Below are 22832 nucleotides of genomic sequence, written 5' to 3' on the forward strand. Positions count from 1 at the left end.
TATTGTTAGATAAATAAGTTTGGGCGGACAGGGCTGGTTGGTAAAAACCACGATTTATTACGGGAAACTATGACTTTTTTGGTTAGGCTTCGGCACTGGCTAATCGCTGCCGAAAGATCGTCGCCAGTTCGGCGCCACTGCCGGTCATTAAGTCCGCTACGGTGTAGTCATGGAGGTACTGATAAAACTCTTCTTTGCCACGTAAAATCAAGCCGCGCAGCTTGCAGGCTGGTACAGCAACACAATAACTGCTGTAACAATCAATCCAAGGTTCGTCGCCTTCAAGTTGGCGGATGACATAGTCGAGGTGAATCTCACTCGGTGTTTTCGACAAGCTAAAACCACCGTTCTTTCCCCGTTTTGTGGTAATCAGCTCAAGTTGGCCTAAGTGATGCACGACTTTATTGACGTGGTTAGCGGACAGGTCGAAAACGTCGCAGATCTCGCGAATGGTGGTGAGCTTATTGTCATTGCGACTGGCTAGATACATCAGTATTCGCAAGCCGTAGTCGGTATATTTTTTTAGCTGCATGAGCACACACGCCTTTCTTCGGTTAGGTCCATTCATAAATGCGGAAGCGCATTTTAATCATACCCTAGTGGCGAGAGGGAAAGAAATAATTCGCGAAACATTGATCTTGATTAAAGATACATTAATAATACGACTTATAAAACATGCAGAAGGAATGTATCTTATGACAGGTCAACGACTGCTGCGCGCTGCGAATACCTCGATGGGTGTAACCTTTGGACTTTTCTGCGGTGCCGCATTTATGGCATGGGGTATGGAAGGGGCGTTTACGCTCATGACAACGGCAATATTGCACTTGTCACAGATCGTGCTCGCCGGTTTATTCAAACTTTCCTACGTCTTTCGCCTGATCGCTCAGAGCCAATTAGGCCAGCGTTTGCGTTGACAACGATGCATTTATGACAGCAAAAGTGTGGGGCTTACGTGGACAAAAAAGCGGATTTTCTCAAGAACCATGCCGATCCAGTAACCTGTTTTGACCAGTTGCGCGAACAGCCATGTCCAGTTCAGGTCAATAACCAACATTGGCCGCTGATGCGTCACCAAGACGTGGTCACCGCGCTGCTGGATCCTGACACGTTTAGCAACCAAGTGTCGAGTCACTTACACATTCCGAACGGCATGGATCCGCCGAAACATGGGCCGTATCGAGCAACTCTCGATCCGTTTTTTACGGCGGAGCGCATGGCTGAATTTCAACCGATTGCGACCGCGATTGCACGCAATGTCCTCAGCACGCTTCCGCGGGCGAGCAATGTCGATGTCATGAAGTGCTGGGCGACGCCGTATGCGGTGCAAATTCTAGCTGCGTTTATGGGCTGGCCGCGACGGTATCAACGACCGCTTGTGGATTGGATCAAAGCCCAGCAACGTGCGACCCATGACCAAGATCGTCGAGCCTTGCAACGGTTAGCGAACACGTTTGACAGCACCATTCGAGAAATAATTGGTTTGCGGAAAAACTCCGGTCATTATCAGGATGTCACCGCTGAATTGTGCCAGCTGAAGGTGAATGGTCGACCGCTCGACGACGAAGAAATTATCAGTATTATTCGTAATTGGACGGTCGGAGAGCTAGGCACGATCGCCGCAGCGATGGGTTCATTAGTGGTGTTCTTGGCGAAGCATCCGAATTTGCAGACTATGCTCCGCAGCCGTACGGATTTGATTGATTACAGTGTGGATGAGATTCTGCGCATTGACGCGCCGCTGTTAAGTCAACGGCGACGGACGACCTGTCCGGTGCACATTGGCGGCGACGATTTAGATCAAGACACCGAAGTGACGATTCTCTGGAGTGCCGCTAATCGTGATCCGCGCGTGTTTCAGCAGCCGACGCAGTTTCGTTTTGACCGCGAACCAGAGCTCAGTTTGCTCTATGGCAAGGGTATTCATCGTTGCCCCGGTGAGCCTTTTGCACGTTTAGTAATGAATACCTTTGTACAGGAAATGTTGAGCATGTATCCGGCGATTGATTTGGCGGTGACCAAGCCATTGCGGGCAAAATTCCCCAGTGGTGGTTATGAGAAAGCTTACATTCACAACCCATCGTTAAAAAAGCGTCGGCGTTAATGATCGAGTGCGTCTTTAAGATAATCCACTAAATGCCTGACTTTGGCCGAGAGATGACGGTTTTGCGGATACACCGCCCAAATCCCTTCGTTTGGCATTTGTAATTCATCGAGGACTGACACCAGTCGTCTCTGCGCAATTTCTTGATGAACGTAATAGTCAGGTAGTTGCACAAAACCCAACCCCATCAAGGCTGCTTCCAATAAGAAGGGGCCGCTATTGCAGTGCACGCGCCCTTGCGGCCGAAATTGAATGGCGTTGCCGTCACTTGTTTGTAACCGCCAGTAATCGACACTCCCACGTAAGCACTGGCTTGCTGTTAGATCGCTCACGTGTAGCGGTCGCCCATGTTGCTCGATGTAGGCGGGGGAGGCGACGATAAACTGCCGGCGTGAACCCAGCCGGCGAGCAATCAAGGATGAACTTTCCAAGGTGCCCAGTCGTATGGCTAAGTCGAAGCCACCTTGAATTAAGTCGAGCTTGCTGTTGGTGAGTTGCAAATCGAGCTCGACCTCTGGGTTACTGAGCAGAAATTGATTCAAGAGCGGAGCGAGCTTGGTCTCACCAAAGTAAACAGGCGCGGTGACTTTGAGTATGCCACGTGGTGTTTGCTTCAATGACGACAAGGCTTGATTTGCTTGCTCTAAACTTTCGACGAGGTGGCGACAGTGGACGAGGTAGAGTTTACCTTCTTCCGTGAGGCTGACACGACGGGTACTGCGATACAGCAGTTTTAATGCCAGGCGTGACTCGAGCTCAGCGATATTACGCGAGACTTGCGCGACGGAAATGTGTAAGTGCTTCGCCGCATCGGTAAAGCTGCCGTGCTCAGCAACAGCAACAAATTCGCTGATTCCTAACCATTGTTTCATTGAGACTCTAATTATTGCATAGATGAAAAAGTAAATTGTAAATAGAGCTATTCACAAAGTAAACGAAATAATTACAATGGGCTACACTTAGAATTTTCCGCACAGACGCAACAAGGGGTGCAACCATGGCAACAATGAAAACACGCGCTGCAGTCGCATGGGCAGCTGGGAAGCCACTGACCATCGAAGAAGTCGACTTGGAACTACCGAAAAAAGGTGAGGTACTGGTTCGGATCATCGCCTCGGGTGTGTGTCATACCGACGCCTATACCTTATCGGGTGCGGACCCCGAAGGCATTTTTCCGGCGATTCTTGGCCATGAAGGTGCTGGTGTTGTTGAAGCCGTTGGTGAAGGTGTCACCTCTGTCGCTGTCGGCGATCATGTGATTCCATTGTACACGCCAGAATGTGGCACCTGTAAATTCTGCACCTCGGGAAAAACGAATTTATGTCAGGCGATACGTGCTACCCAAGGTAAAGGCCTCATGCCTGACGGCACTAGCCGGTTCTCGAAAGACGGCCAGCCGATCTTCCACTATATGGGCACTTCGACCTTTGCTGAGCATACGGTGGTTCCGGAGATTGCCTTAGCAAAAATTTCCAAAGACGCACCACTTGAAAAAGTATGTTTACTCGGCTGCGGTGTAACCACCGGTATGGGGGCGGTAAAAAATACTGCGAAAGTGCAAGAAGGCGATACGGTTGCTGTGTTTGGCTTAGGCGGCATTGGTTTGTCGGTGATCATTGGCGCAGTGATGGCCAAAGCAGGCCGAATTATTGCCATTGATATTAACGAAGACAAGTTTGATATCGCCAAAAAGCTCGGTGCAACGGATGTGGTCAATCCGAACAACTTCGACAAGCCGATTCAAGAGGTCATTGTCGAAATGACCGACGGTGGTGTTGATTACTCATTTGAGTGCATTGGTAATGTCAAAGTGATGCGCGCTGCATTGGAGTGTGCGCATAAAGGTTGGGGTGAATCGGTCATTATCGGTGTCGCTGGCGCCGGTGAAGAAATTAGCACACGTCCGTTCCAACTCGTGACGGGTCGCGTGTGGCGCGGTAGTGCATTTGGTGGCGTTAAAGGTCGTTCACAGTTGCCGGATTATGTGCAACGGTATTTGGACGGTGAGTTCGAGCTTGATACGTTTATTACGCATACCATGCCGTTGGAGCAAATCAACGAAGCATTTGATCTCATGCATGAAGGTAAATCGATTCGTAGTGTCATTCACTTTTAAGTGCAGGAGCCGAAATGAGTATCAGTGTAAAGGAAGAGAAGAAAGTTTTCGGTGGTCGTCAAATTCGCTATGAGCATGCGTCACGTGTGCTCAGCTGTACCATGCAGTTCTCGGTGTTCTTGCCACCGCAGGCAGAGCAAGGATCTGTGCCAGCAGTGTATTGGTTGTCGGGGTTAACCTGTACCGATGAAAACTTTTCCAGCAAAGCGGGCGCGCAACGGGTTGCTGCAGAGCTTGGCTTGGCCTTGATTATTCCCGATACCAGCCCACGTGGCGACGATGTGCCCGATGACGCTGACGGGGCTTATGACTTTGGTAAAGGTGCAGGCTTTTATGTCAATGCAACGCAGGCACCTTGGCAGCAGCATTATCGGATGTATGATTACATTGTCGAGGAACTGCCTGGCTTGGTGGAAGCCAATTTGCCGGTAACGGAAGAGCGGGCAATTAGTGGGCATTCGATGGGTGGGCATGGTGCCTTAGTGATTGGCCTCCGCAATGCCGACCGCTACGCGTCAATTTCCGCGTTTTCACCGATTGTTCATCCGATTGCGGTTCCTTGGGGGAAAAAGGCGTTCAGCGGGTATTTAGGCAGCGACGAAAGCACGTGGCGTGACTATGACGCCACGTTGTTGCTAGCAGCTAGCGAAGGTAAAAACGTGCCCCCGATCTTGATTGATCAAGGGGATGCCGATAACTTTCTCGCCGAACAGTTGCGCACTGAGTTCTTTGTGGAAGCCAACGAGAGCGTTGGTGCTGGCGCGAAGGTGCGTATGCAACCCGGTTACGACCATAGCTATTATTTCATTGCGACCTTCATTGAAGATCATTTGCGCTTTCACGCCAGTAATTTGCGTTAATTGAAAAAGAAAGGCGAAAATTTCAGCAATCAAGCCGGTAGGGGGAGTTTGAAGTGAAAAAACACTTGCACCGCTGCCGGCAAATTACTAATATAGCGCCCGTTCGCAGCAGCGAACTTCATTTCTAAAAAGTGCGTCCGTAGCTCAGTTGGTTAGAGCACCACCTTGACATGGTGGGGGTCGGTAGTTCGAGTCTACTCGGACGCACCAATTTTCCTTCCGTTCCTCTATTTAAAGCATTCATTGTTATATAACTGCCATTGTTGCAGTGTTTTTCGTGCGTGAAAAAAAAACTACGTGGCTATTCGCCACGTAGTTGTTGATATAAAGATTCACCGCGCGAGTGTTTAGGCGCAGGGATGGCGAGGTAGTCAGCGACGGTCGGCGCCATGTCGATCAAACGTGAGCCCGGAATCCGATTGGCTGGGAAGTGTTGGCCGTAAGCACAAGTAACGGTATACATGTCAGGATTAGTCGAGGCATGCGAATGCCCGGCAGAAATACGCCCGTTAACATCAATTGCGGAGGCACCGGTGACGCTGCGACTTGGTGCATAACCTTGAACGGTATCCCAATAGACGTCACCACCGGCTGCACCGCCAATGCCAAGCTCTGGGTGTTCGCTGGCGATATACACACGCTCGATAACCCGATTTCCGTCGCCGTCACGCAAATTTTCGAGCGCGGCAACGATGCGGTCAATGACGTTAGCTTTATCTTCTTCTGCGACTATCCCTCGGCGCCACTCTTGGGTGTTGACGGTAATCCAAGAGGCATTGGGCGAAACCGCCAGCGAGCGGCTTAAATCAACCATGCCGTTGTCATCGAGAAACTGTAAGCCTGCTTCTTGCAACAACACATTCGGTAAGAAACTCTGCCAGCTTGGACGCATACCGTGATCGCCACCGACGAAAAGAGCGCTTTCTGGACCTTGGGTAAGTTGCATTAAGTGTTGCAGACGCAAGTCAACCAATTGCCAAGTGCGAGTGCGTAAGTCGCGCGCACGTGCGGCTACGTCGGGATTATAGTAGGGTGACTCGGCGGCCATATAGCCGGAAATGGTGTGGTCAATGGAGTCACCCATCGGGAAATAATCGACTAAGAGATCGACACCAAGTTCATTCCAAAAGAACGCAGACCCTTTATTGAAAAGACGGGTGGCAAGTTCTGCGGTTTCTAAATAGCGTGCTTCGGCGGTACCGTCACCGTTCTCAAATAAAGGTGCGCCAAAACCGCCACGGCTATAGAGTCGCGTCGATGAATTACCAAACCAACCACGCACTTGGGCATTGTATTGTGCCAGTTGTTCTTGATTATTGATGTCCATAACAAGCATGGCAGGGTGATAGAGTAAGAAATCAGAACCATCGGCTGCCGCGGTGAACAGACGTAAGCGCAAGAAAGTCTCGCCCTGTGCCGTCGTTACTGCTAACGGCTCTGAGAAGTAACGGGCAAGTTCGCGTCCTTGCGGCGGAGTGTCTTCAACCGGGTGCGCAACCGCGACAATCGCGCCGGCGCCATCTGGACTGGTGTTAACGGCAATGCGGTCGTATTGTTCATCACCATAAAAAACGCCGTAGAAAGTGCCGGCACGATTCTGCCAACGGAAATAGCGTGGTGAGACATGTGTATCATCGATGCCTAATGCGCTGGGGTTCTCCCACCGACTATCCGTCAACCACTCGACGTCATCTGCACGCAATGCAGCATCGAAATTAACTTGAATGTTGTAACCGTTCATGACGGTGAGGTTGTTTTGTTCATAGGCAGCTGAAATACGAGCTTGGTCGGCTAAAGCTTGCGCGCTGGGCTGACCGACGCGTGCAGGAAACCCCGGAACTTGCGGAGCTTGGGTGACATGATGACCGCCAGCAGAGCGTCCATTTAAAGCGGCAGTGGCCCAAATGGGTTCGGCTGCGGAATTCGTACTTTCATAGCCGGACACTAGGTTCATTACGGTGTTTTGGTCACGCGGTAAACGATGTGCAGTGTTACCCGTAATTTGACTGACATCGCCAAAAGTACCTGTCCACAGCGCCGAATGGCCTGCGGCGGTGACCGATGGAAAAGTTGGCTGGGCAAATTCTGTGCAAGCACCGTGCTCAAAGAGTCGATAAAAGTTCGGTACTTCGTCTCGGGTAAGACTGTTCTTGAGAATGGCTTCATTGAGCGAGTCGATACTGACCAGAAGTGCTCGGCGTTCCTCAGCAGGCACTGGCGTCTTGACTTGCTGAGTTTGATCGGCCGCAGCACAGCCGACTAATCCAGCCAGTGCAAGGGCACCAAGCAGAGTTTTGTACTTTTGCACAGACGGAAAAGAAAAAGATTCACGAAACATAACAACAGACCTAAGCGATAGACAATGCGGCAAGATTACCAGATCCCTGTGACTTTCGCATTACATGGTCAGATGAGCTAGTATCAATGCCCCATTTACTGCGGTTAATGACGGCTTTATTGAATGTCTTAAACGTTAGGTCATTGCAACGTGTCGAGGTGGTCACGCACCAGCTGCGACAAATCGAGCGCATCTTCGGCTGTCGGCTTAGCTAAGTAATATCCTTGAATACGATCCGCGCCAAGCGCTTGAACGAGCTGCAAGGTTTCGAGGTCTTCGACACCTTCGGCAACCACATCAAGTCCAAGTTCCTTGGCCAACGCAATCGTGGAGCGGACAATCGTTTGTGCGCGTTGCTTCTTTTTCAGAGCCGCAATAAAACTGCGGTCGATTTTAACCTCTTGTATGGCTAAATCGTTTAAATAGGACAGCGACGAGTAGCCAGTGCCGAAATCGTCAACGGCTACTTGCACCCCAAGTTGTCGCAACGCTTTAATACAATGTTGGGCTTGGCCTGAGTCTTCAAAAATGCCTGTTTCAGTGACTTCTAACACGATTCGCGAGGTGTCGAAATCTTGTAATTTATGTTGCAAAAAAGGCAGAAAATCTTCGTCAACCAAGTCGCGGGTTGTGACGTTCACGCTGACCTGCAAGTCAGTGTTGTGGCGTTTAAGCATGGCGATCGCTTCGGCGATGACCCAACGCGTGATCTTACCAATAACACCGGATTCTTCGAAGATGGGAATGAATTTCAGGGGCTGCAAGAGTCCAAGCTCTGGATGGTGCCAACGAATGAGCGCTTCGACGTGAGTAATGGTGTTGGTACGTAAATCAAGCTGGGGCTGATAATGCAATACAAACTGGCTGCATTGGACCCGCTGAAAATCATTCAATAACCGAAGGTTTAAGCTATCGGGCTCGATGTCGGGCGAGTACGAACCTAAGGCAATATTCTTCTTGCGGGCGTGTGCTAGGCCGGTCATGGCGCGACGTATCAGCTCGTTGGCGTCGAGGTTGACAGTGGTGCGCGAAGGGTAGCTCGAGACACCGAACGCAAGCTGTGGCTCGATACCGTTGGCATCAGCAAGCTGCCGTTCCTCGAGATCTTTAACTAAGGCTTCAACGGGTGCAGCCCCGCCATAAATCATGCCGAAAAGACCACTACCAAAGTGCGCAACAACCGAGTCGGGTATCGTTTCTAGAATACGTGCGACCGCTTTAATCGTCCGTAACGAGGTTATATAACCTAAGGTAATACCGATGCGTTCAACGTTAACCACGCTCAGGGTTATGACGGTAAAGTCATTGGTTGCAGCATGTGGCGTTTGCTGTAGTCGTTCTTCGAGTTTTTCAAAAAACGACGTACGGTTGAATAAGCCGGTCGCTGAATCGTGGGCAGCGGTATAACTGAGTCTTTCTTGCAGCTGCTGACTTTTTTTAAGTTCCTGCGACAAAGCTCGCGTGCGTTCATTTACCCGTTGACGTAAGGACCATGACCACAGAATAAAAATGACAGCAAGTAGTGCGATCGCCACGAACAACCAAATGACGTATTGCAAATGATCCCAGGTTGAATGCGGCTTCGACTCGATTTCTGACGCCCATTTTTGATAAACGTCACGATAGGAGCCGTCGACAACGATGTTTGCCAGTTGCGTATTCAGACGATCGAGTAGCGTCGTATTGCCTTTGCGGACGGCAAAGACATAGGCTTGCGGCCAAAACGGGGGGCTCGTGACTTGCACCGGCAAACGATAAATTTGGGCCAGATGGTTGGAGGTGATGGTGACTTCAATACACGCGTCGGCTTCTTGATTGGCGACCAATTGCAGGCAGGTTAATTCATGTTCAACAATAATGGCATTAACAGGCACCGGTAGTGTGTCGATTTCGCCATAAGCAAACGAATCACGAACAAAGGCTACACGTTGATTTTCAAGTTGCTCTAATGAACCGAACTGCGGGCCGGATCGATGGGAAAAGATACTATGGGCGACATAATAAAAGGGTGTGGTGAAGTCGTAGAGCTCACTGCGCGCGTTCGATGCGATTAAGGCAATGACGTCTGCGTCCTGGCTCAGTACCGATTGCTGTGCTGCATGCCAAGATTGTAGGGTGAATTCAACCGAGTCGCCGGTACTAGCGGCCATCGCTCGCACTAAGTCGCTAATGTAGCCTTCGGCTTGGCCTTGATTATTCAGTGATTCAAGTGGTGGATAATATTGTGAGCCGGCGTAGCGGATGGTGCCGGTTTCCGATGCTTGTGCGTTAGCGCCTGCACACCCAAGGGTGACAGCGAACAGAACGACAGATGTTAAACCCGTTCGAGATACCACACGGACACCCTCTCCCGCAGTCAACGAATACCATAGTTGTACTGTAGCACTAGAATTCGGAATTCACCTATTCATCAGTGAATAATGTGTCAATCGAGGTAACAATTTGATCGCGGCCGTTATTTTTGCCGTGATACAGGGCGCGATCTGCTCGAATCAAGACATCACTGGTATCGATATCATCGACTGCAACCTCGGTTACACCTATGGTTGTAGAAATCGATAGCGGCTCATCGTCGAACCGAAACTTGAGTTGGCGAACCCCTGCAAGAATATGATTCAGCGTCGGTAAAGCTTGATTCACTGTGGTGTCGAACATGAGAACAACGAACTCCTCACCACCGGTTCGCGCGACGACATCGCTCGGACGAACAGACTCTTTTAGAAAACTCGCAAGCGCTTTCAAAACTTCATCGCCAGCATCATGACCGTAGGTGTCGTTAATCGCTTTAAAGTGATCAAGGTCGAGTAGGGCCAAAACCCCAGGATTTTCCGCTTTCTTACTTGTTGGCGGCGTACTGATCACCTCGCGTAAGCGCTCAAGTAAGTAACGTCTGTTATAGATCCGCGTCAGTTCATCGGTCTGAGAGAGCTCTGTCAGACGCGTTTCAATGGTTTTTCGGTCCGTGATGTTCTGCATCGTACCGACGAGCATGATGCGGCCGTTCAACTCCGATTGCGTGGCGCGTTCATGAACCCAAACGATGCCACCGTCAGGCCGAATGACGCGATGCTCAAAATCAAATTCGTCACCGTTGACGAGTGAAACCATTTGTTGGTCAAAAAATTCCAGGTCCTCTGGATGAACCAGGCTTCGAAATATCTCTACAGAAGGTTGCTGCTGTTGGTCGTCGAGACCTAAAATTCTATAGATTTTTGGGGACCAAAAGAGCTCTTCTACGGTTGGCGTGGCGGTCCAATAACCGAGGCGACCAATTTCTTGTGCACGTTCGAGGGTGACTTGTTGAGCGATGACTTGCTCTTCGATGTGCTTGTTGGCACTAATGTCGACGTGCATACCAATCACCCATTCGGGTTCGCCCGTTGGCGTGCGTGAGTAGACCCGGCCGGTGTCGCGCACCCAAATCCAGTGCCCATTTTTATGCCGCATACGCAGGTCACAGTGATAGATATTGTCGATATTGGCGAATACACGTTCAAATAATGCAGTGGTCTTGGCGAAATCGTCTTGATGGGAGTATCTTTGAAAAGTCGCGATGGAAATGGGCTCGAGTTCCGCAAGGGTATAACCCAACAACTGGGCCCACATTTCATTAAGAATGAGCTCGCCGGTTTGCACATTCCACTCCCAAGTAGCAGCGCCGGCACTGTGGAGAATGTCTTCGAGTCGTGCGAGTTTTTCTAGGGATGTATCGTTGGGCAATGGGGTTTTCCTTGATGCCGAAGTCGCTGACAGCAGTGGTTTCTACCATTCATATTAAGTGAAAATCGACTGTGCTGCAAAATTAATCATGCTGCGAAATTATGTTCATAAGTCGACATATTTTTCTGCGACAAACTATGACATAATTAACTCATCGCTGTGACAGAATGTCACACCTTATTGTTACATCGAGCGCTGCGCAAGCAAGGAGCCGAAAAGGAAATGGAACTTAGTTATTCAGTAGATTTTGAACGTATCTTTTACAAAAGCGACGCACCAGCGCTTTTGTTAGACCCTTCGTTGACGATTATTTGGTGTAACGAAGCTTATGAACGTTCTGTCGGGCGGCTACGATGCGAGCTTAAAGGTCGTTTTGTATTTGATGCTTTTCCAGTACCTTCGGCGGATCAGCAAAATCCACAGCGCGCATCGCTCGAACGTGTTCTTCATACCAAGCAGCAGGACCAAATTACGCAGTTACATTATGATTTGCTCAGTCAGCAAGCGCATGCCGACGCGCGCTATTGGCAAGTCATGAATACGCCGATTCTGAATGAAGAAGGTGACGTTGTTTATATTTTGAATCAACCGACCGACATCAGCGTATTGGTTAACCTGCAACACCGAGACACTGATTATGTTGCGCGGCTGAGCGAAAACGACGAATCAAGCTTCGAGCCAAACAAAAGCGCTATGCAGATTTTAGCCAAGGAGCGGTCACGCCTTCATGCATTGTTTCAGCAAGCTCCGGGTTTTATTTGTATTCTGCGCGGACGGTCGCACATTTATGAGATGGCTAATCAGTCCTATTTGGATTTAATTGGCCGTACGCAGATTATCGGCAAAACCGTCGCGGAAGTGCTTCCGGAAATCGTTAGCCAAGGCTTTATTAGTTTGCTCGACACTGTATATAAAACGGGAGAACCTTATATCGGTAAAGCCCTCCCGATCCAACTGCAGCGCCAAGGGAACCAGGCCCCTGAGTTTGTCTACCTCGATTTAGTCTATCAGCCGATCACGGATCATGAGAATCAGGTTACAGGCATTTTCGTCCAAGGTTATGATGTCACTGAAGCCCACACCTTGACTCAACAAATTCGTTATGAAGCCCTGCGCGATGGCTTAACGGGCCTATTTAATCGTCGTGAGATGATTAATTACAGTGCCATTTTAGAAGCGACAAAAGGCACACATGCGGTGCTTTATTTAGACTTAGATCATTTTAAAATTGTGAATGATCGTTGTGGTCATCATGCCGGCGATGAGCTCTTGGTGCAACTTGCGCGTCTGATGGAAACGGTCGAACACGAAGGACGACTCGCACGTGTCGGTGGTGATGAGTTTGTGGTTTTATTGCAGGACTGCTTGCCGATTACAGCTGTAAAGATTGCCGAGAGTTATTTACGCATTATTAATGACCATACCTTTATTTGGGAGTCACAGAAATATAGTGTCGGTGCGAGTATTGGCGTGGCGTTTTTTGGTGGTGAAACCGGCTATAATTTTGTCCAGGCGCTTTCCGCTGCAGATTCAGCGTGCTTTTTGGCAAAGGATAAGGGCCGTGGTCGTATCCAAATCGCGGATCCGACTGATTCAGATGTGAAGCAGCAAATTAATGACATGGACTGGGTAAACCGGTTGAAAATCGCGATGCGCGACGATCGGATTATCCTGTTTGGACAAAAAATCGTTGCTTTGAATGAGCCGGATAAACTTTTGCATAAAGAAGTTCTCAGTCGACTTCAAGACGAGAATGGTGAGTTCATTGCGCCCGGCGCATTTATTATTGCAGCTGAACGTTATGGCCTAATAGAGCAGCTCGATCGGCACATTTTAAATAAAGTTTTTCAACGCTTAAATGACGCCGATGTTGCGCAGCCGCGATTGTTTGTGAATGTGTCTGGGATTACGTTGAGTAATCCGAGTTTCGTGCAATATATAGATAGAATGCTCGATCTCTATCCCAATGTTGACACCGACAAATTGTGCATTGAAGTCACTGAAACTGCAGCAGTCACTAATATTCAACGCACCGCTGCGATGATGACGAAAATTCGAGAACGCGGTATCGAATTTGCTCTCGACGATTTCGGTAGCGGCGTGGCAACGTTCAGCTACTTGGATAAACTTCCTATTCGTTATGTCAAAATTGACGGCGAGTTCATTCAAAATGTACAGGACAACCCGGTTAGCCAAGCGATTGTTTCGACGATAAAGAATATAGCCGACGTCATGGATTTAGTGACCATTGCTGAACGAATTGAAGAGGCGGCAATGCTTGAGCACTTGCATTCGCTTGGGATTGACCTCGGGCAGGGCTACGCCATTCATCGACCGGAACCGCTGTAACTTGGGTTGCAGTGTTTTTGGCGTGATTGAGACTTTACAACCGCATCAAAATAAACCACACTGAGTTTCGAATCATTCGAAGAGTGGCCACGGACGATGCTAGATTCAGTTTCATTTGCGCAAAAACAGCGCCTTGCTTATATCGATTTTTGCCTGCTATTTCGCGGTTCAATTTATCGCAACGACTTGATTAACCGTTTTGAGGTAGGGCTTTCTGCCGGTTCTCGCGATTTTAATTTGTACAAGCAACTAGCGCCGCAGAACCTCCGTTATGACCAACAGCAAAAACGCTACTTTCAAACCGACGCGTTTAAGCCGCTGTTTCAACATGATCCGCAACGCACGCTGGTCAAACTCGCCAATGATATTTCCGATGGTTTTGATGCCATTGGCGATATTCATTTTCCGGTTGAAGCGCCGTCGCGTCTGAATGTCCCCGATTTATTTGTGGTGGCGCGCCTCGTGCAGGCGATTTTAAATCAGAAAGCGATTGAAGCGACTTATACCTCCCTTAGCAGTGGCAATTCGGTCAAACAGTTAGTACCGCATGCGATTGTCGACAACGGTTTACGTTGGCATTTGCGGGCGTTTGATCGTGTGTCGCAAAGTTATCGTGATTTTGTGCTGACCCGAATTGAAAAAGTGAACATTTGCGGCACTGCCGAAGACTTTGAAGGCGCAGAAAATGACCATGAATGGCAGCGGATGATTCCATTGCAGCTGGTGCCACACCCGCACAATATCAAACACAAATGCGCCATTGAGCGTGATTACGGCATGAAAAACGGCGTACTAACCGTTGAAGTTAGAGCCGCTATGGCGGGTTATTTGTTGCGACGTTGGAACGTCGACTGCACTGAAGATGCCGATTTGCGCGGTCCAGAGTATCAGTTGTGGCTGCGCAACCGCGTCACCTTGGTGGATACCCCGAATCTGGCGATTGCGCCGGGGTATGGGTGACCTTCGATGAAACAGGGTAATCGCTATGCAGTACCGGGAGATGAAGGAATGTTTGAGCCGGGCTCAAATGAATTAGTTCTAAAGAACTTTCTAGGTATTGTTGATCCAAGCGAAATGAATTTGATCGAGACCGAGCTACTTGATGCTTTGTATATGCATGTGTTTGAAAACTTTCCTGAGAAGATAACGTTTTCAACGATATCTCATTGGCACAAAATGTGGCTGGGTAATGTCTATTCTTGGGCAGGTGAGTTACGAACTGTAAATATGTCAAAGCCTGACATAGATTTCGCAACTCCAAGTCAAATTCAACGACTAGCAGAAAATTTTGAAACATTACTAAGAGAGTTTCAGCATTTGCCAGAGTTGAGCGATCCTGAGCTTTTTTCATTTCTCAGCAAGTTACATGTGGAGTTTATTTTGATTCATCCATTTCGAGAGGGAAATGGACGAATTTCCCGTTTGCTGCTTGATGTCATGTCAGTAAAATCAGGGCTTGAGCCCTTAGACTACAGCTTATGGGATGAACACAAAGAATTTTACTTTAAAGCAATTCAAGCAGGACGTGATGGCGAACTTATGCATCTTGAGCGCCTTGTTCGAGACGTTATTCTGGGGCAAGGAAGTTCTACATCGCAAGGGTGACTTTTTTTGAGCTTTTATCTGAAGCTTTTAAACGCTTTTCGATAAGCTCGATCTTTTCACCTGTCTCAATGGCACTTGAACTGGCAACCGAACGAATGATTCGGCTTCTTGTGACTTTAATCGGTTGGTTTGGTAACTTCCGGTTCATGAGTAGGCCCCACAAGAAAGAGTGCGCATTTAGGTTGTTATTATAGCAGGCGGGAGCATAAAGAGGAATCTTGTCGAGCCTTAGAAACAGATGATTAGCTCCAAAAGCCGCAATTGTTGAATCATTTATGGTGTCATTAAGACAAGGAAGAAGGACATGAAAACACAAAGTATAAAATTGTTCACCAGCGCAGATGGAAAGGCGCAGCTAGAAGTGGCGCTTGAACAGGAAACTGTATGGTTGAGCCAAGACCAGATGGCAGAGCTATTTGGTAAAGCAAATTCGACGGTGAATGAACATATTAAGAACATCTTCATTGAGAAAGAGCTCGATGAATCCGATGTTATGAAGAAATTCGGAAATTCCGAATTTGCTAAGAAGCCTACCAATTTTTATGACCTTGACGTCATTATTTCCGTCGGCTATCGCGTGAAATCACAACGTGGTGTGCAGTTCAGAAAGTGGACGACACAAACCTTAAAAGACCACTTAATTCAGGTCTGCACCCACAATCAACGCCGGCTTGAAGAGCGCGGTATTGAATTTCAGCAAGCGTTGGATTTGGCAACTAGCGATCTTGTATGTCATTAGTCAGACTACTTCGCAAACAGCATGTGGTAGGAAAACTCAGAACTATTCTGATACCGGGTTGCCTGTTATGGTGTCGGTATCCCCAATCTTAATGAGCAGGTGTTATGCAAGACTTGGATCGAAAAGCGCATTGGCAGCGGGTTTATGATAATAAGGACGAGTCGGAGGTCAGTTGGTTTCAAACTGAGCCAACGGTGTCGCTTGAACTTATTGCGAACTGTCAGCTGACGGCAAATCAGCCAGTCATTGACGTCGGTGGTGGCGCTTCAGTGCTGGTGGATCGCATGTTGGCGTTGGGGTACCGCAACCTAACGGTGTTGGATATTTCTTCTGCTGCGCTGGCTAAGACGCAAGCTCGATTGGCGGTCCAGAAAAGTGCAGCGGTTTGCCGGTTGTGCAGTATGATGCCACAACGATCTCGGCTGAGCTCGGTAACGAATTTGAATTAGTAGAAGAACGTTACGAAGAACATATGACGCCAGCTCAGAATGTCCAAACGTTTGTCTATTTTCACTTTATTCGGCGCTAACTTGGAGGTTGTCATGAACAAAGTCGTCACTGCTAACGACGTTCTCGATTTTTGGTTTAACGAGCTGTCGCAGGCGCAATGGTTCAGCAAAGACGACGCGCTTGATCGAACTATAAGCCAGCGTTTTCAGGCAACGCTAAGCGCTGCTGCGCATTGTGAGTTATTTGATTGGCGGGACACAGCGACAGGGCGTTTGGCGGAAATTATTGTGCTCGACCAGTTCTCTCGCAACATCTATCGCGACCGCCCAGACGCTTTCGCGAACGACGCATTAGCACTGGCATTGGCACAAGAAGCGGTGCGGTTAGGCCTTGATCGCGAGCTATCTAGCACACAGAAAGCGTTTCTTTATATGCCGTATATGCACAGTGAGTCGCTAATCATTCATGATCTTGCCTTGCGACTTTACGACCAACCCGGCCTTGAATCTAACCTAGAGTTTGAAATTAAACATCGCGATATTATCGTGCGCTTTGGCCGCTACCCACACCGAAATGCTGTATTGGGTCGTGAGTCAAGCACTGAAGAAGTCGCGTTTTTAAAGCAACCCGGGTCGTCGTTTTAGTTGTTCGTGTTTTCACGTAACCAAAATGCGAGTGAGGCTTTGTCAGTGATTTCGAGTTTTTGATAAACCCGGGCCAGATGAGTCCGTACGGTGGTCGGCGATATTTCGAGGAGTTTAGCGACTTCTTTATGGGTGTGTCCGCTCACGTAGGCCCAAGCAACTTCGTGTTCACGTGTACTCAAATGGACTTGCGGTGCGATACCGGCACGTACCAATAAACGATTGTTAAATGTTTGGGCGTTAAGAACAATGTGACGACCTCGATAGCTTCCGGTTTGCCAAAGCGATTGGGTCACATGTTTTGGTAATTTATGTTCTGCCCAGCGTCCCCATTCTTGCACAACCAAAGCGCGAAAATCGGTTAGTGCAGCATTTAATATTCCGCCTCGATCCATTAAAGCAGCGGGGGTGCGAAGTGCTCGCAAGTGGTGCAGATCATTATGCCGTGCAGCGAGAAAAATATGCTGTGTAATGATGTTCTTTAAAACACACTCTTCCTTGGTATATCGATGTTTTTCTTGGTCGCGCGCTAGCGTAACAAATACGTGCAAGCCCGTTTTCTGATCGACTTCCATCGTCGACATCATTTGTTGTGCGTGGTATTGGCCCCAGTGTTGGCGAAACGCAATGGATTCTTTGAAGTTGGTTACCGACTCAGTTGTCCACGTTTGACCGGTGTTGCCAATTACTAAATTGGCAAAAGGATCGATGTGTTTAACAGGCTCCCAAGTATTAAATAGTGTGTTCACTTGGTCTAAAATCGTTGCGTGATGGAGTTGTCTGTGGCGACCATCACCCGCCCCCCAGATCGCAAAATCGAAGTCAATATAACGGCGGACTTCTTTCAATGTCCATTGTTGAAAGTCTTGTGATGACAGATACATACTGGCGTCATGAAGGTCCAGAATAAACTGATCAAGCCGTTGTTTTTGTATAGTCATTATTGCACCTCCCTGTTTGTTTCGTATTCACTTGTTGAATAATTGTAGTGCAAATGGAGGATAAAATCTTCCCGGATTGTTATTTATGGTAGCTGAGTAAGGTTTCAATGATGATCCGTTGTGTAGCGATAGGCGGCACGATGCAGGAGAGGAAGACACAGTCATGAAAAATTTAATACTAATATGCGCTGTTTTTGCGACGGCGCTCATCGGTTCCAACGCGACAGCAAGTGATAATGGCCAAGCATTTCTGATTGAAGATGGAGCACATATTCACGTCGAGTTTCGTGCACCAAACATGTTGCGTATCAGTGATAGTTCGGGAGACGGCTATATGCTTATGCGTGATAATAAGCTTTACATTGTCGTTGATGATGCGGAACAAGTGATGGTTCTAGACGTTGTTGCGGCCGCTGCGGCATACGGCGATGCGTTTGCCCAGGACACCGTGTGGAATGAGGAAATCCGAGAGATCATCGATTTCAAGAAAACGAATAATCGTGAGAATATTGCGGGGATTCAGGGTGAAGAGTTCGTGATGACGTTTGTCGATGGCAATGGCGATAGACAGACGCAGTCGATGGTGATGAGCCGTGATGCCAAAGTGGTTGCTTTAACGCGAACAATGCATGAAATGAGTAAAATTCTATTGCGCGCGAGCGGTGGGGAATTACCTCAGAGTGTTGTTGCAATGGAACAACTTATTATTGATGAAGGTTGGGGTTTACTTAAACAAGGTACGGAGTTTCAACTAGCGATGATTACCGCCGATGCTCCGCAAGTCACTCGGTTCAACTTACCTGCAGAGCCGATGGCTTTGTCAGCAGCCGAGCATGGTAGCGGAGATACCAATGCGATGGAGCAGTTTTTGGCGCAAAAAGCTGAACGTCAGAAAAACCGCCAAAGCAGTAAAGTGGAACAAGCTGTCGATCGTGCAACTGACAGAGCACTTGACAAGGCGGTCGAAAGAACACTCGGCAGAATATTCAACTAAGGGATTCTGAATGTCGCAAGCACTACGACTTAACAGGGAGATGACAGGCATGAGTGATCGAAAAGTAGTTTTAGTCGCCAGTATGTTGGCGTTACTGACAGGCTGTTCCAATGCAGCAGAGGGTGTTGGCGAGGTAACTGCAGAGTTCGACGATGAGCGTTACCGTGGGATCACCCTCGGGGAAACGCGTGACCACCAAGCAAGCGCGACATGGAGTAGTTTTGGTCCTGTGACTATTTTAAACCTGCAAGCGCATGATCCGCAGGCTGAAAGCATGATGAAGAATGTTTTTACACTCGAGATCAGTGTCATGGAGGCCAGTAATTCGCCGCAAGTCAATAGTGCCTCTTTCAGTTATTGGCCCGAGGGGATGGGTCATAAATTTTATTCGAGTGAGGAAACGGCAGTAACAGTGACGTTAGAGACTTACCGCTTGGGTGAGAATGCACATGCAGTCGGTACCTTCAGTGGCCGTATGTGTGCGAAAGCGAGTTTTTACAGCGAAGCGGATACATCGGATTGCAAAGACGTCTCTGGAACGTTTGATACGCAGTTGCTGAAAGGTTCTTGATTGAATGGAGCGAGTTTGAACTCGAGCTGTTTTTCGATGCAGGTAAAACTAAACGTGGGCAGGTACGCTCACGTTTAGTTTTTTATGGCCGAGAACTCATCGAAGTTTGAGCAAGCGGCGCCCATCGCGAATGATCTCGTATAGCGCAATCCCAGCGACGAAAAGTACAACAACAAACACGCAGCGCTCGATGTTGACGGCACTAATTGCACCTTCCCACGTGGTTTCGCTAATACGCAAGATAGGTGTATTCAGCATCATCCAAAGCGCCATGGCGAGAAACGCACTGCTCACCCCAATATTGATCATGAGTAGGCGAGGGGTCCAGAGGCGGGTGCGCAGTTGCCATAAGCTACTCATTACGGCAATCGCGATTACCGGCGTAAACCACAGTAAAACCGTCCATACTTGCGCATTAAATATACTTTCAATACCGGGGCCCGGGCGAAGAATCGGGTACCAGATAACCAGTGCCAGAAAGAGGGTGGTCGCAAGGTCGGTGAAAATATCTTGCAAACGAATATGCTGCCAACCGTTGACCGCAGGTAGCAATTTCGCGGGGCTCCATGCGCAGGTCGCTGCCGGACTTTGTTTCTTGTTGTCTCGTGTCATGACAATAAAGCCAATCGTCACCCAGGTGAAGGCAAAATAACCCGCATTTAAGAAATGACTAGCTAAGGCTTTCATATATAACAGGAGTGTCATTTCGGTGCCGCTTAACCAACGTGTGGCAACTTCCAACGATGAGATGACAAAGAGAATACCAAGCACCATATAGAGTGTGTTCAGGTAGATGGGCATGAGTTCAACCGAGACTAGAGGTTTCGGTGGGCAGAATTCATGCGCGACTGAGCGCGGATGCCCCATGCTGATCAAGAGCTCACTGACTTGCGCTTCATTTAATTGACCATGCTGCGCTTCGAGCGCTTCAATTTTGTCCATAATATTGGCCTCTAACTCACGGCCAATATCGTCGCGTTTGCGAGATGGTAGTTCCCGTTTTACTGCTGCTATATAGCGTTCAACCATGTCCATCAGTCACTCTCCAATTCATTAGTCGGTCTGAGCAGGGGGCTAAGCGCAGTGTTTAACGCGCTCCACTCCTGCGTGAGTTGTTCCAGCCGCTCACTGCCAAGGGCGGATAGTTGGTAATAACGGCGTTCTCGACCACTTGCATGTTTCCACTCACTGTCCAATAGACCTTGATCGGCAAGTCGGCGAATGAGTGGGTACAACGTACCTTCGTCAATATCAATACCGGAGTCTTGCAATTGTTGGCGTAGCGAATAGCCGTAATGTGGGTCGCGCAATGAAGCAAGTACCGCCAATACCAACACACCACGGCGGAGTTCTAGCTTTAATTTGTCGCTCGGTGCAGTTGTCATTCTGTTTCCTTCTTTCGCTTCAATTTTTACTGTGTGATACATACTGTTTATCACACAGCAACTTGATACTAGGTGAGACACAGTAAAAGCGCAAGAAGAATTATGGAATTTTGCAAGCAGGAAGCAGAAATTCGCTAGAAAATGCTATAAAGCAGTCAGCATGACCTGATTCTTGCCGGTATTTTTTACTGCATAGAGCAACTTGTCGGCGTGTTTAAAGAGTTGACTAAGGCTGTGTTGTTTGGATGTGGCGAGGCCAATGCTGATGGTAACCTGAATACCGGCAACGCTTTCCGCCGAAACAGCTTCCCGCAGTCGCTCGGCATAGGCCTTGGCATGTTCTGCCGATTGCACTTGCGCGACAATGGCGAATTCCTCACCGCCTACTCGGGCGAGTGTATCGGTGTCCCTAACATTCGGTTTAAAGATGTTGGCGATGTCGCGAAGTACTCGATCACCAACATCGTGACCATAGCGGTCGTTGATGGCTTTGAAGTTATCGATATCCATCATGAAAAAGGCGTAGGGACGCTGTTGCCGTTGTGCATCACCAATTAAGATTTCGGCGTTCTCAATAAATGCGCGGCGATTCAATAGCCCAGTTAATTCATCGGTTCTGGCCAGATTCGAGAATACTTCTGCTTTATATTCGAGATGGTTACGCAGATTCACTAATTCCTGATAGAGCTCGTCGCGTTGTTTTGCAGCGGTGATGACCCAATGAATGAGTTCTGGAAATTCCGTCGTAATGCGCGCATTGACCAATACGGGTAAGCGCTCGCCATTCTCCTTTTCTATGGACAGTTGAATTTCGTCACATTGCTGTTTGCTCAGCAGTAATGGCATGACATAGGATTCCAGCATAATTCGTGATGCGTTGGTGAATATGGCGCTAATACTTGCTGAGCTGCCGGGTTGCAGTGGACACAAATCGTAGAAATGCTGATTCGCTGCAACGATGGTGCGCTCGTTACGTTTGGTCACCACCAGACCACAAGGAAATAGGTCAATGGCTGACTGTATGGTTGCGGCTACGTGTGGCACGCTGCTCGAAGCTCGTGGGTTGCGCCATTAGACTTTGCTGGCAAAAACTCATGGATCACCGCGGCGACCGTGTCGGGATGGCTCATATGCAAACAGTGACCTCGCGCTGGAACAACTTGAAGTTGGCTGTGCGGCATGTTTTCAGCCATATACTGACCGACAGTCACGGCGGCTAAAGAATCTTGGTCGCTTTGAATGAGGAGTGTCGGATGCTGGTTTCGCGGTAGTAGTGAGCGATGATCAGAAAAGAAGGTTGCTTTTGCAAACGTTTTCGCAGTGATCGGATTGGTGCTACAAAAGCTTTCGGAAAGCTCGGAGGTTAATGCGCCAGCTTCTGTACCGGTGACTAACGGTGCTAAATAGTTGGCCCAATCAATGTAGTTCTTATCCATTAAATCAAGCAGCTCTTGCAGATCGTCGTGCTCAAAGCCACCTTGATAGTCGTCGCCATCGTTTAGAAAACAGGGAGAAGGGCAGACCATCACAAGATTGGCAATCCGCTCGGGTATTTTCTGCGCGGCAATCAAACTAATCATGCCGCTAACGGAATGACCGACTAACGTCACCTTGTTTAAATCAAGTGCTTCACAGATATCAATGATGTCTTGCGCATAACCGTCAAGTTCGGCGTATTTTTTACTGCAGAACGCGCTGAGGTCACTGGTGTTTGCACCGACATAGTCAAACAAGACAAGCTGAAAACGCTGTGCTAATTCAGGAATCAAAAATCGCCACATCTGTTGATTACAACCGAAACCGTGAGCAAGCATCAACACCTCTGATCCTGTCCCGAGAACTTCGACGTTGTTTCTTTGAATAACGTTTGTCATGACTATATGTAAAATCCATCATTACATAAATTAATAGAAAGTGATGTATTAAACACTTTTTACAATTCTTCTTCAACTTTTTGAGAATAGTCTATAGTCGGGCTTGAGCCAACCTTTATATTTCTGTGGAATTGTGCGAGCT

The 22832-nt window shown here is 48.4% G+C and carries 23 protein-coding genes and 1 tRNA gene; 13 read left to right on the top strand and 11 right to left on the bottom strand.

All coding sequences use genetic code 11. From position 1 onward, the window contains the following. Positions 1 to 82 precede the first annotated feature (82 nt). Positions 83 to 532 carry an Rrf2 family transcriptional regulator gene (locus LAT77_RS07400; RefSeq protein ID WP_290563922.1) on the bottom strand — a complete coding sequence of 150 codons (450 nt, stop codon included), beginning with the start codon at positions 530 to 532 and terminating at the stop codon, positions 83 to 85. A 163-nt stretch (positions 533 to 695) separates the two neighbouring features. On the opposite strand from LAT77_RS07400, the gene LAT77_RS07405 reads away from it, so the two are divergent. Then, on the top strand, positions 696 to 917 hold the full coding sequence (locus LAT77_RS07405) for a hypothetical protein (protein WP_290563923.1): 222 nt from the start codon (positions 696 to 698) through the stop codon (positions 915 to 917). Positions 918 to 955: 38 nt separating this feature from the next. Further along, positions 956 to 2104: a cytochrome P450 gene (locus tag LAT77_RS07410; RefSeq protein WP_290563924.1), complete on the top strand. Its 1149-nt coding sequence runs from the start codon at positions 956 to 958 to the stop codon at positions 2102 to 2104. On the opposite strand, the gene LAT77_RS07415 is transcribed toward LAT77_RS07410, so the two are convergent. Then, positions 2101 to 2976, bottom strand: a complete 876-nt coding sequence (locus tag LAT77_RS07415; RefSeq protein ID WP_290563925.1) for a LysR family transcriptional regulator — start codon at positions 2974 to 2976, stop codon at positions 2101 to 2103. The two genes, LAT77_RS07410 and LAT77_RS07415, sit on opposite strands and share 4 nt — an antisense overlap. Before the next feature lie 125 nt (positions 2977 to 3101). On the opposite strand from LAT77_RS07415, the gene LAT77_RS07420 reads away from it, so the two are divergent. The 3 genes from LAT77_RS07420 to LAT77_RS07430 all read left to right on the top strand — a co-directional run bounded on the left by LAT77_RS07420 (position 3102) and on the right by LAT77_RS07430 (position 5290). Then, complete coding sequence (locus tag LAT77_RS07420; protein WP_290563926.1) at positions 3102 to 4220, top strand: S-(hydroxymethyl)glutathione dehydrogenase/class III alcohol dehydrogenase; 1119 nt, start codon at positions 3102 to 3104, stop codon at positions 4218 to 4220. Between the two features lie 14 nt (positions 4221 to 4234). After that, positions 4235 to 5080, top strand: a complete 846-nt coding sequence (fghA, locus tag LAT77_RS07425; RefSeq protein WP_290563927.1) for an S-formylglutathione hydrolase — start codon at positions 4235 to 4237, stop codon at positions 5078 to 5080. A 133-nt stretch (positions 5081 to 5213) separates the two neighbouring features. Then, a tRNA-Val gene (locus LAT77_RS07430) sits at positions 5214 to 5290 on the top strand. 91 nt (positions 5291 to 5381) lie between these two features. Here the strand turns inward: LAT77_RS07430 and LAT77_RS07435 are convergent. The 3 genes from LAT77_RS07435 to LAT77_RS07445 all read right to left on the bottom strand — a co-directional run bounded on the left by LAT77_RS07435 (position 5382) and on the right by LAT77_RS07445 (position 11138). Next, positions 5382 to 7418 (bottom strand): alkaline phosphatase family protein, encoded by a 2037-nt coding sequence (locus tag LAT77_RS07435; protein ID WP_290563928.1) that lies wholly within the window; start codon positions 7416 to 7418, stop codon positions 5382 to 5384. A 140-nt stretch (positions 7419 to 7558) separates the two neighbouring features. Continuing rightward, positions 7559 to 9754 carry an EAL domain-containing protein gene (locus tag LAT77_RS07440; protein ID WP_290563929.1) on the bottom strand — a complete coding sequence of 732 codons (2196 nt, stop codon included), beginning with the start codon at positions 9752 to 9754 and terminating at the stop codon, positions 7559 to 7561. A 67-nt stretch (positions 9755 to 9821) separates the two neighbouring features. Further along, entirely contained in the window at positions 9822 to 11138 is a 1317-nt protein-coding gene (locus LAT77_RS07445) for a sensor domain-containing diguanylate cyclase (protein ID WP_290563930.1), read from the bottom strand. A gap of 222 nt (positions 11139 to 11360) precedes the next feature. On the opposite strand from LAT77_RS07445, the gene LAT77_RS07450 reads away from it, so the two are divergent. The 3 genes from LAT77_RS07450 to LAT77_RS07460 all read left to right on the top strand — a co-directional run bounded on the left by LAT77_RS07450 (position 11361) and on the right by LAT77_RS07460 (position 15092). Beyond that, positions 11361 to 13487, top strand: a complete 2127-nt coding sequence (locus LAT77_RS07450; RefSeq protein ID WP_290563931.1) for an EAL domain-containing protein — start codon at positions 11361 to 11363, stop codon at positions 13485 to 13487. Between the two features lie 96 nt (positions 13488 to 13583). Continuing rightward, positions 13584 to 14447 (top strand): WYL domain-containing protein, encoded by an 864-nt coding sequence (locus LAT77_RS07455; protein WP_290563932.1) that lies wholly within the window; start codon positions 13584 to 13586, stop codon positions 14445 to 14447. Between the two features lie 6 nt (positions 14448 to 14453). Next, positions 14454 to 15092 carry a Fic family protein gene (locus LAT77_RS07460; RefSeq protein ID WP_290563933.1) on the top strand — a complete coding sequence of 213 codons (639 nt, stop codon included), beginning with the start codon at positions 14454 to 14456 and terminating at the stop codon, positions 15090 to 15092. Here LAT77_RS07460 and LAT77_RS07465 read toward each other — a convergent pair. Next, complete coding sequence (locus LAT77_RS07465) at positions 15076 to 15240, bottom strand: hypothetical protein (RefSeq protein ID WP_290563934.1); 165 nt, start codon at positions 15238 to 15240, stop codon at positions 15076 to 15078. The genes LAT77_RS07460 and LAT77_RS07465 overlap by 17 nt on opposite strands. Positions 15241 to 15396: 156 nt before the next feature. Here LAT77_RS07465 and LAT77_RS07470 point away from each other — a divergent pair, with 156 nt between their 5' ends. The 3 genes from LAT77_RS07470 (at position 15397) to LAT77_RS07480 (ending at position 16925) form a co-directional block, all read left to right on the top strand. Further along, positions 15397 to 15831 carry a RhuM family protein gene (locus LAT77_RS07470; protein ID WP_290563935.1) on the top strand — a complete coding sequence of 145 codons (435 nt, stop codon included), beginning with the start codon at positions 15397 to 15399 and terminating at the stop codon, positions 15829 to 15831. A 104-nt stretch (positions 15832 to 15935) separates the two neighbouring features. Further along, positions 15936 to 16280 (top strand): hypothetical protein, encoded by a 345-nt coding sequence (locus LAT77_RS07475; RefSeq protein WP_290563936.1) that lies wholly within the window; start codon positions 15936 to 15938, stop codon positions 16278 to 16280. Between the two features lie 93 nt (positions 16281 to 16373). Next, positions 16374 to 16925, top strand: coding sequence for a DUF924 family protein (locus LAT77_RS07480; protein WP_290563937.1), 552 nt, complete (start codon positions 16374 to 16376; stop codon positions 16923 to 16925). On the opposite strand, the gene LAT77_RS07485 is transcribed toward LAT77_RS07480, so the two are convergent. Further along, on the bottom strand, positions 16922 to 17866 hold the full coding sequence (locus tag LAT77_RS07485; RefSeq protein ID WP_290563938.1) for a helix-turn-helix transcriptional regulator: 945 nt from the start codon (positions 17864 to 17866) through the stop codon (positions 16922 to 16924). The genes LAT77_RS07480 and LAT77_RS07485 overlap by 4 nt on opposite strands. Positions 17867 to 18029: 163 nt before the next feature. Here LAT77_RS07485 and LAT77_RS07490 point away from each other — a divergent pair, with 163 nt between their 5' ends. After that, positions 18030 to 18860 (top strand): hypothetical protein, encoded by an 831-nt coding sequence (locus LAT77_RS07490; RefSeq protein WP_290563939.1) that lies wholly within the window; start codon positions 18030 to 18032, stop codon positions 18858 to 18860. 49 nt (positions 18861 to 18909) lie between these two features. After that, the gene (locus LAT77_RS07495) at positions 18910 to 19431 is read left to right on the top strand and encodes a hypothetical protein (protein ID WP_290563940.1); all 522 of its coding nucleotides are present in this window, start codon (positions 18910 to 18912) and stop codon (positions 19429 to 19431) included. A 96-nt stretch (positions 19432 to 19527) separates the two neighbouring features. Here the strand turns inward: LAT77_RS07495 and LAT77_RS07500 are convergent, their stop codons facing one another. The 4 genes from LAT77_RS07500 to LAT77_RS07515 all read right to left on the bottom strand — a co-directional run bounded on the left by LAT77_RS07500 (position 19528) and on the right by LAT77_RS07515 (position 22690). Continuing rightward, positions 19528 to 20466 (bottom strand): hypothetical protein, encoded by a 939-nt coding sequence (locus tag LAT77_RS07500; protein ID WP_290563941.1) that lies wholly within the window; start codon positions 20464 to 20466, stop codon positions 19528 to 19530. Next, positions 20466 to 20816, bottom strand: coding sequence for a PadR family transcriptional regulator (locus LAT77_RS07505; RefSeq protein ID WP_290563942.1), 351 nt, complete (start codon positions 20814 to 20816; stop codon positions 20466 to 20468). The genes LAT77_RS07500 and LAT77_RS07505 overlap by 1 nt, the downstream gene beginning before the upstream one ends. Before the next feature lie 144 nt (positions 20817 to 20960). Then, a complete protein-coding gene (locus LAT77_RS07510; RefSeq protein ID WP_290563943.1) occupies positions 20961 to 21860 on the bottom strand; it encodes a GGDEF domain-containing protein in 900 nt (299 codons plus the stop codon). Further along, on the bottom strand, positions 21848 to 22690 hold the full coding sequence (locus LAT77_RS07515) for an alpha/beta hydrolase (RefSeq protein ID WP_290563944.1): 843 nt from the start codon (positions 22688 to 22690) through the stop codon (positions 21848 to 21850). The genes LAT77_RS07510 and LAT77_RS07515 overlap by 13 nt, the downstream gene beginning before the upstream one ends. Positions 22691 to 22832: the final 142 nt, after the last annotated feature.

It is taken from the genome of Aliidiomarina sp., assembly GCF_022565475.1.
In the GTDB taxonomy this organism is placed as follows: domain Bacteria; phylum Pseudomonadota; class Gammaproteobacteria; order Enterobacterales; family Alteromonadaceae; genus Aliidiomarina.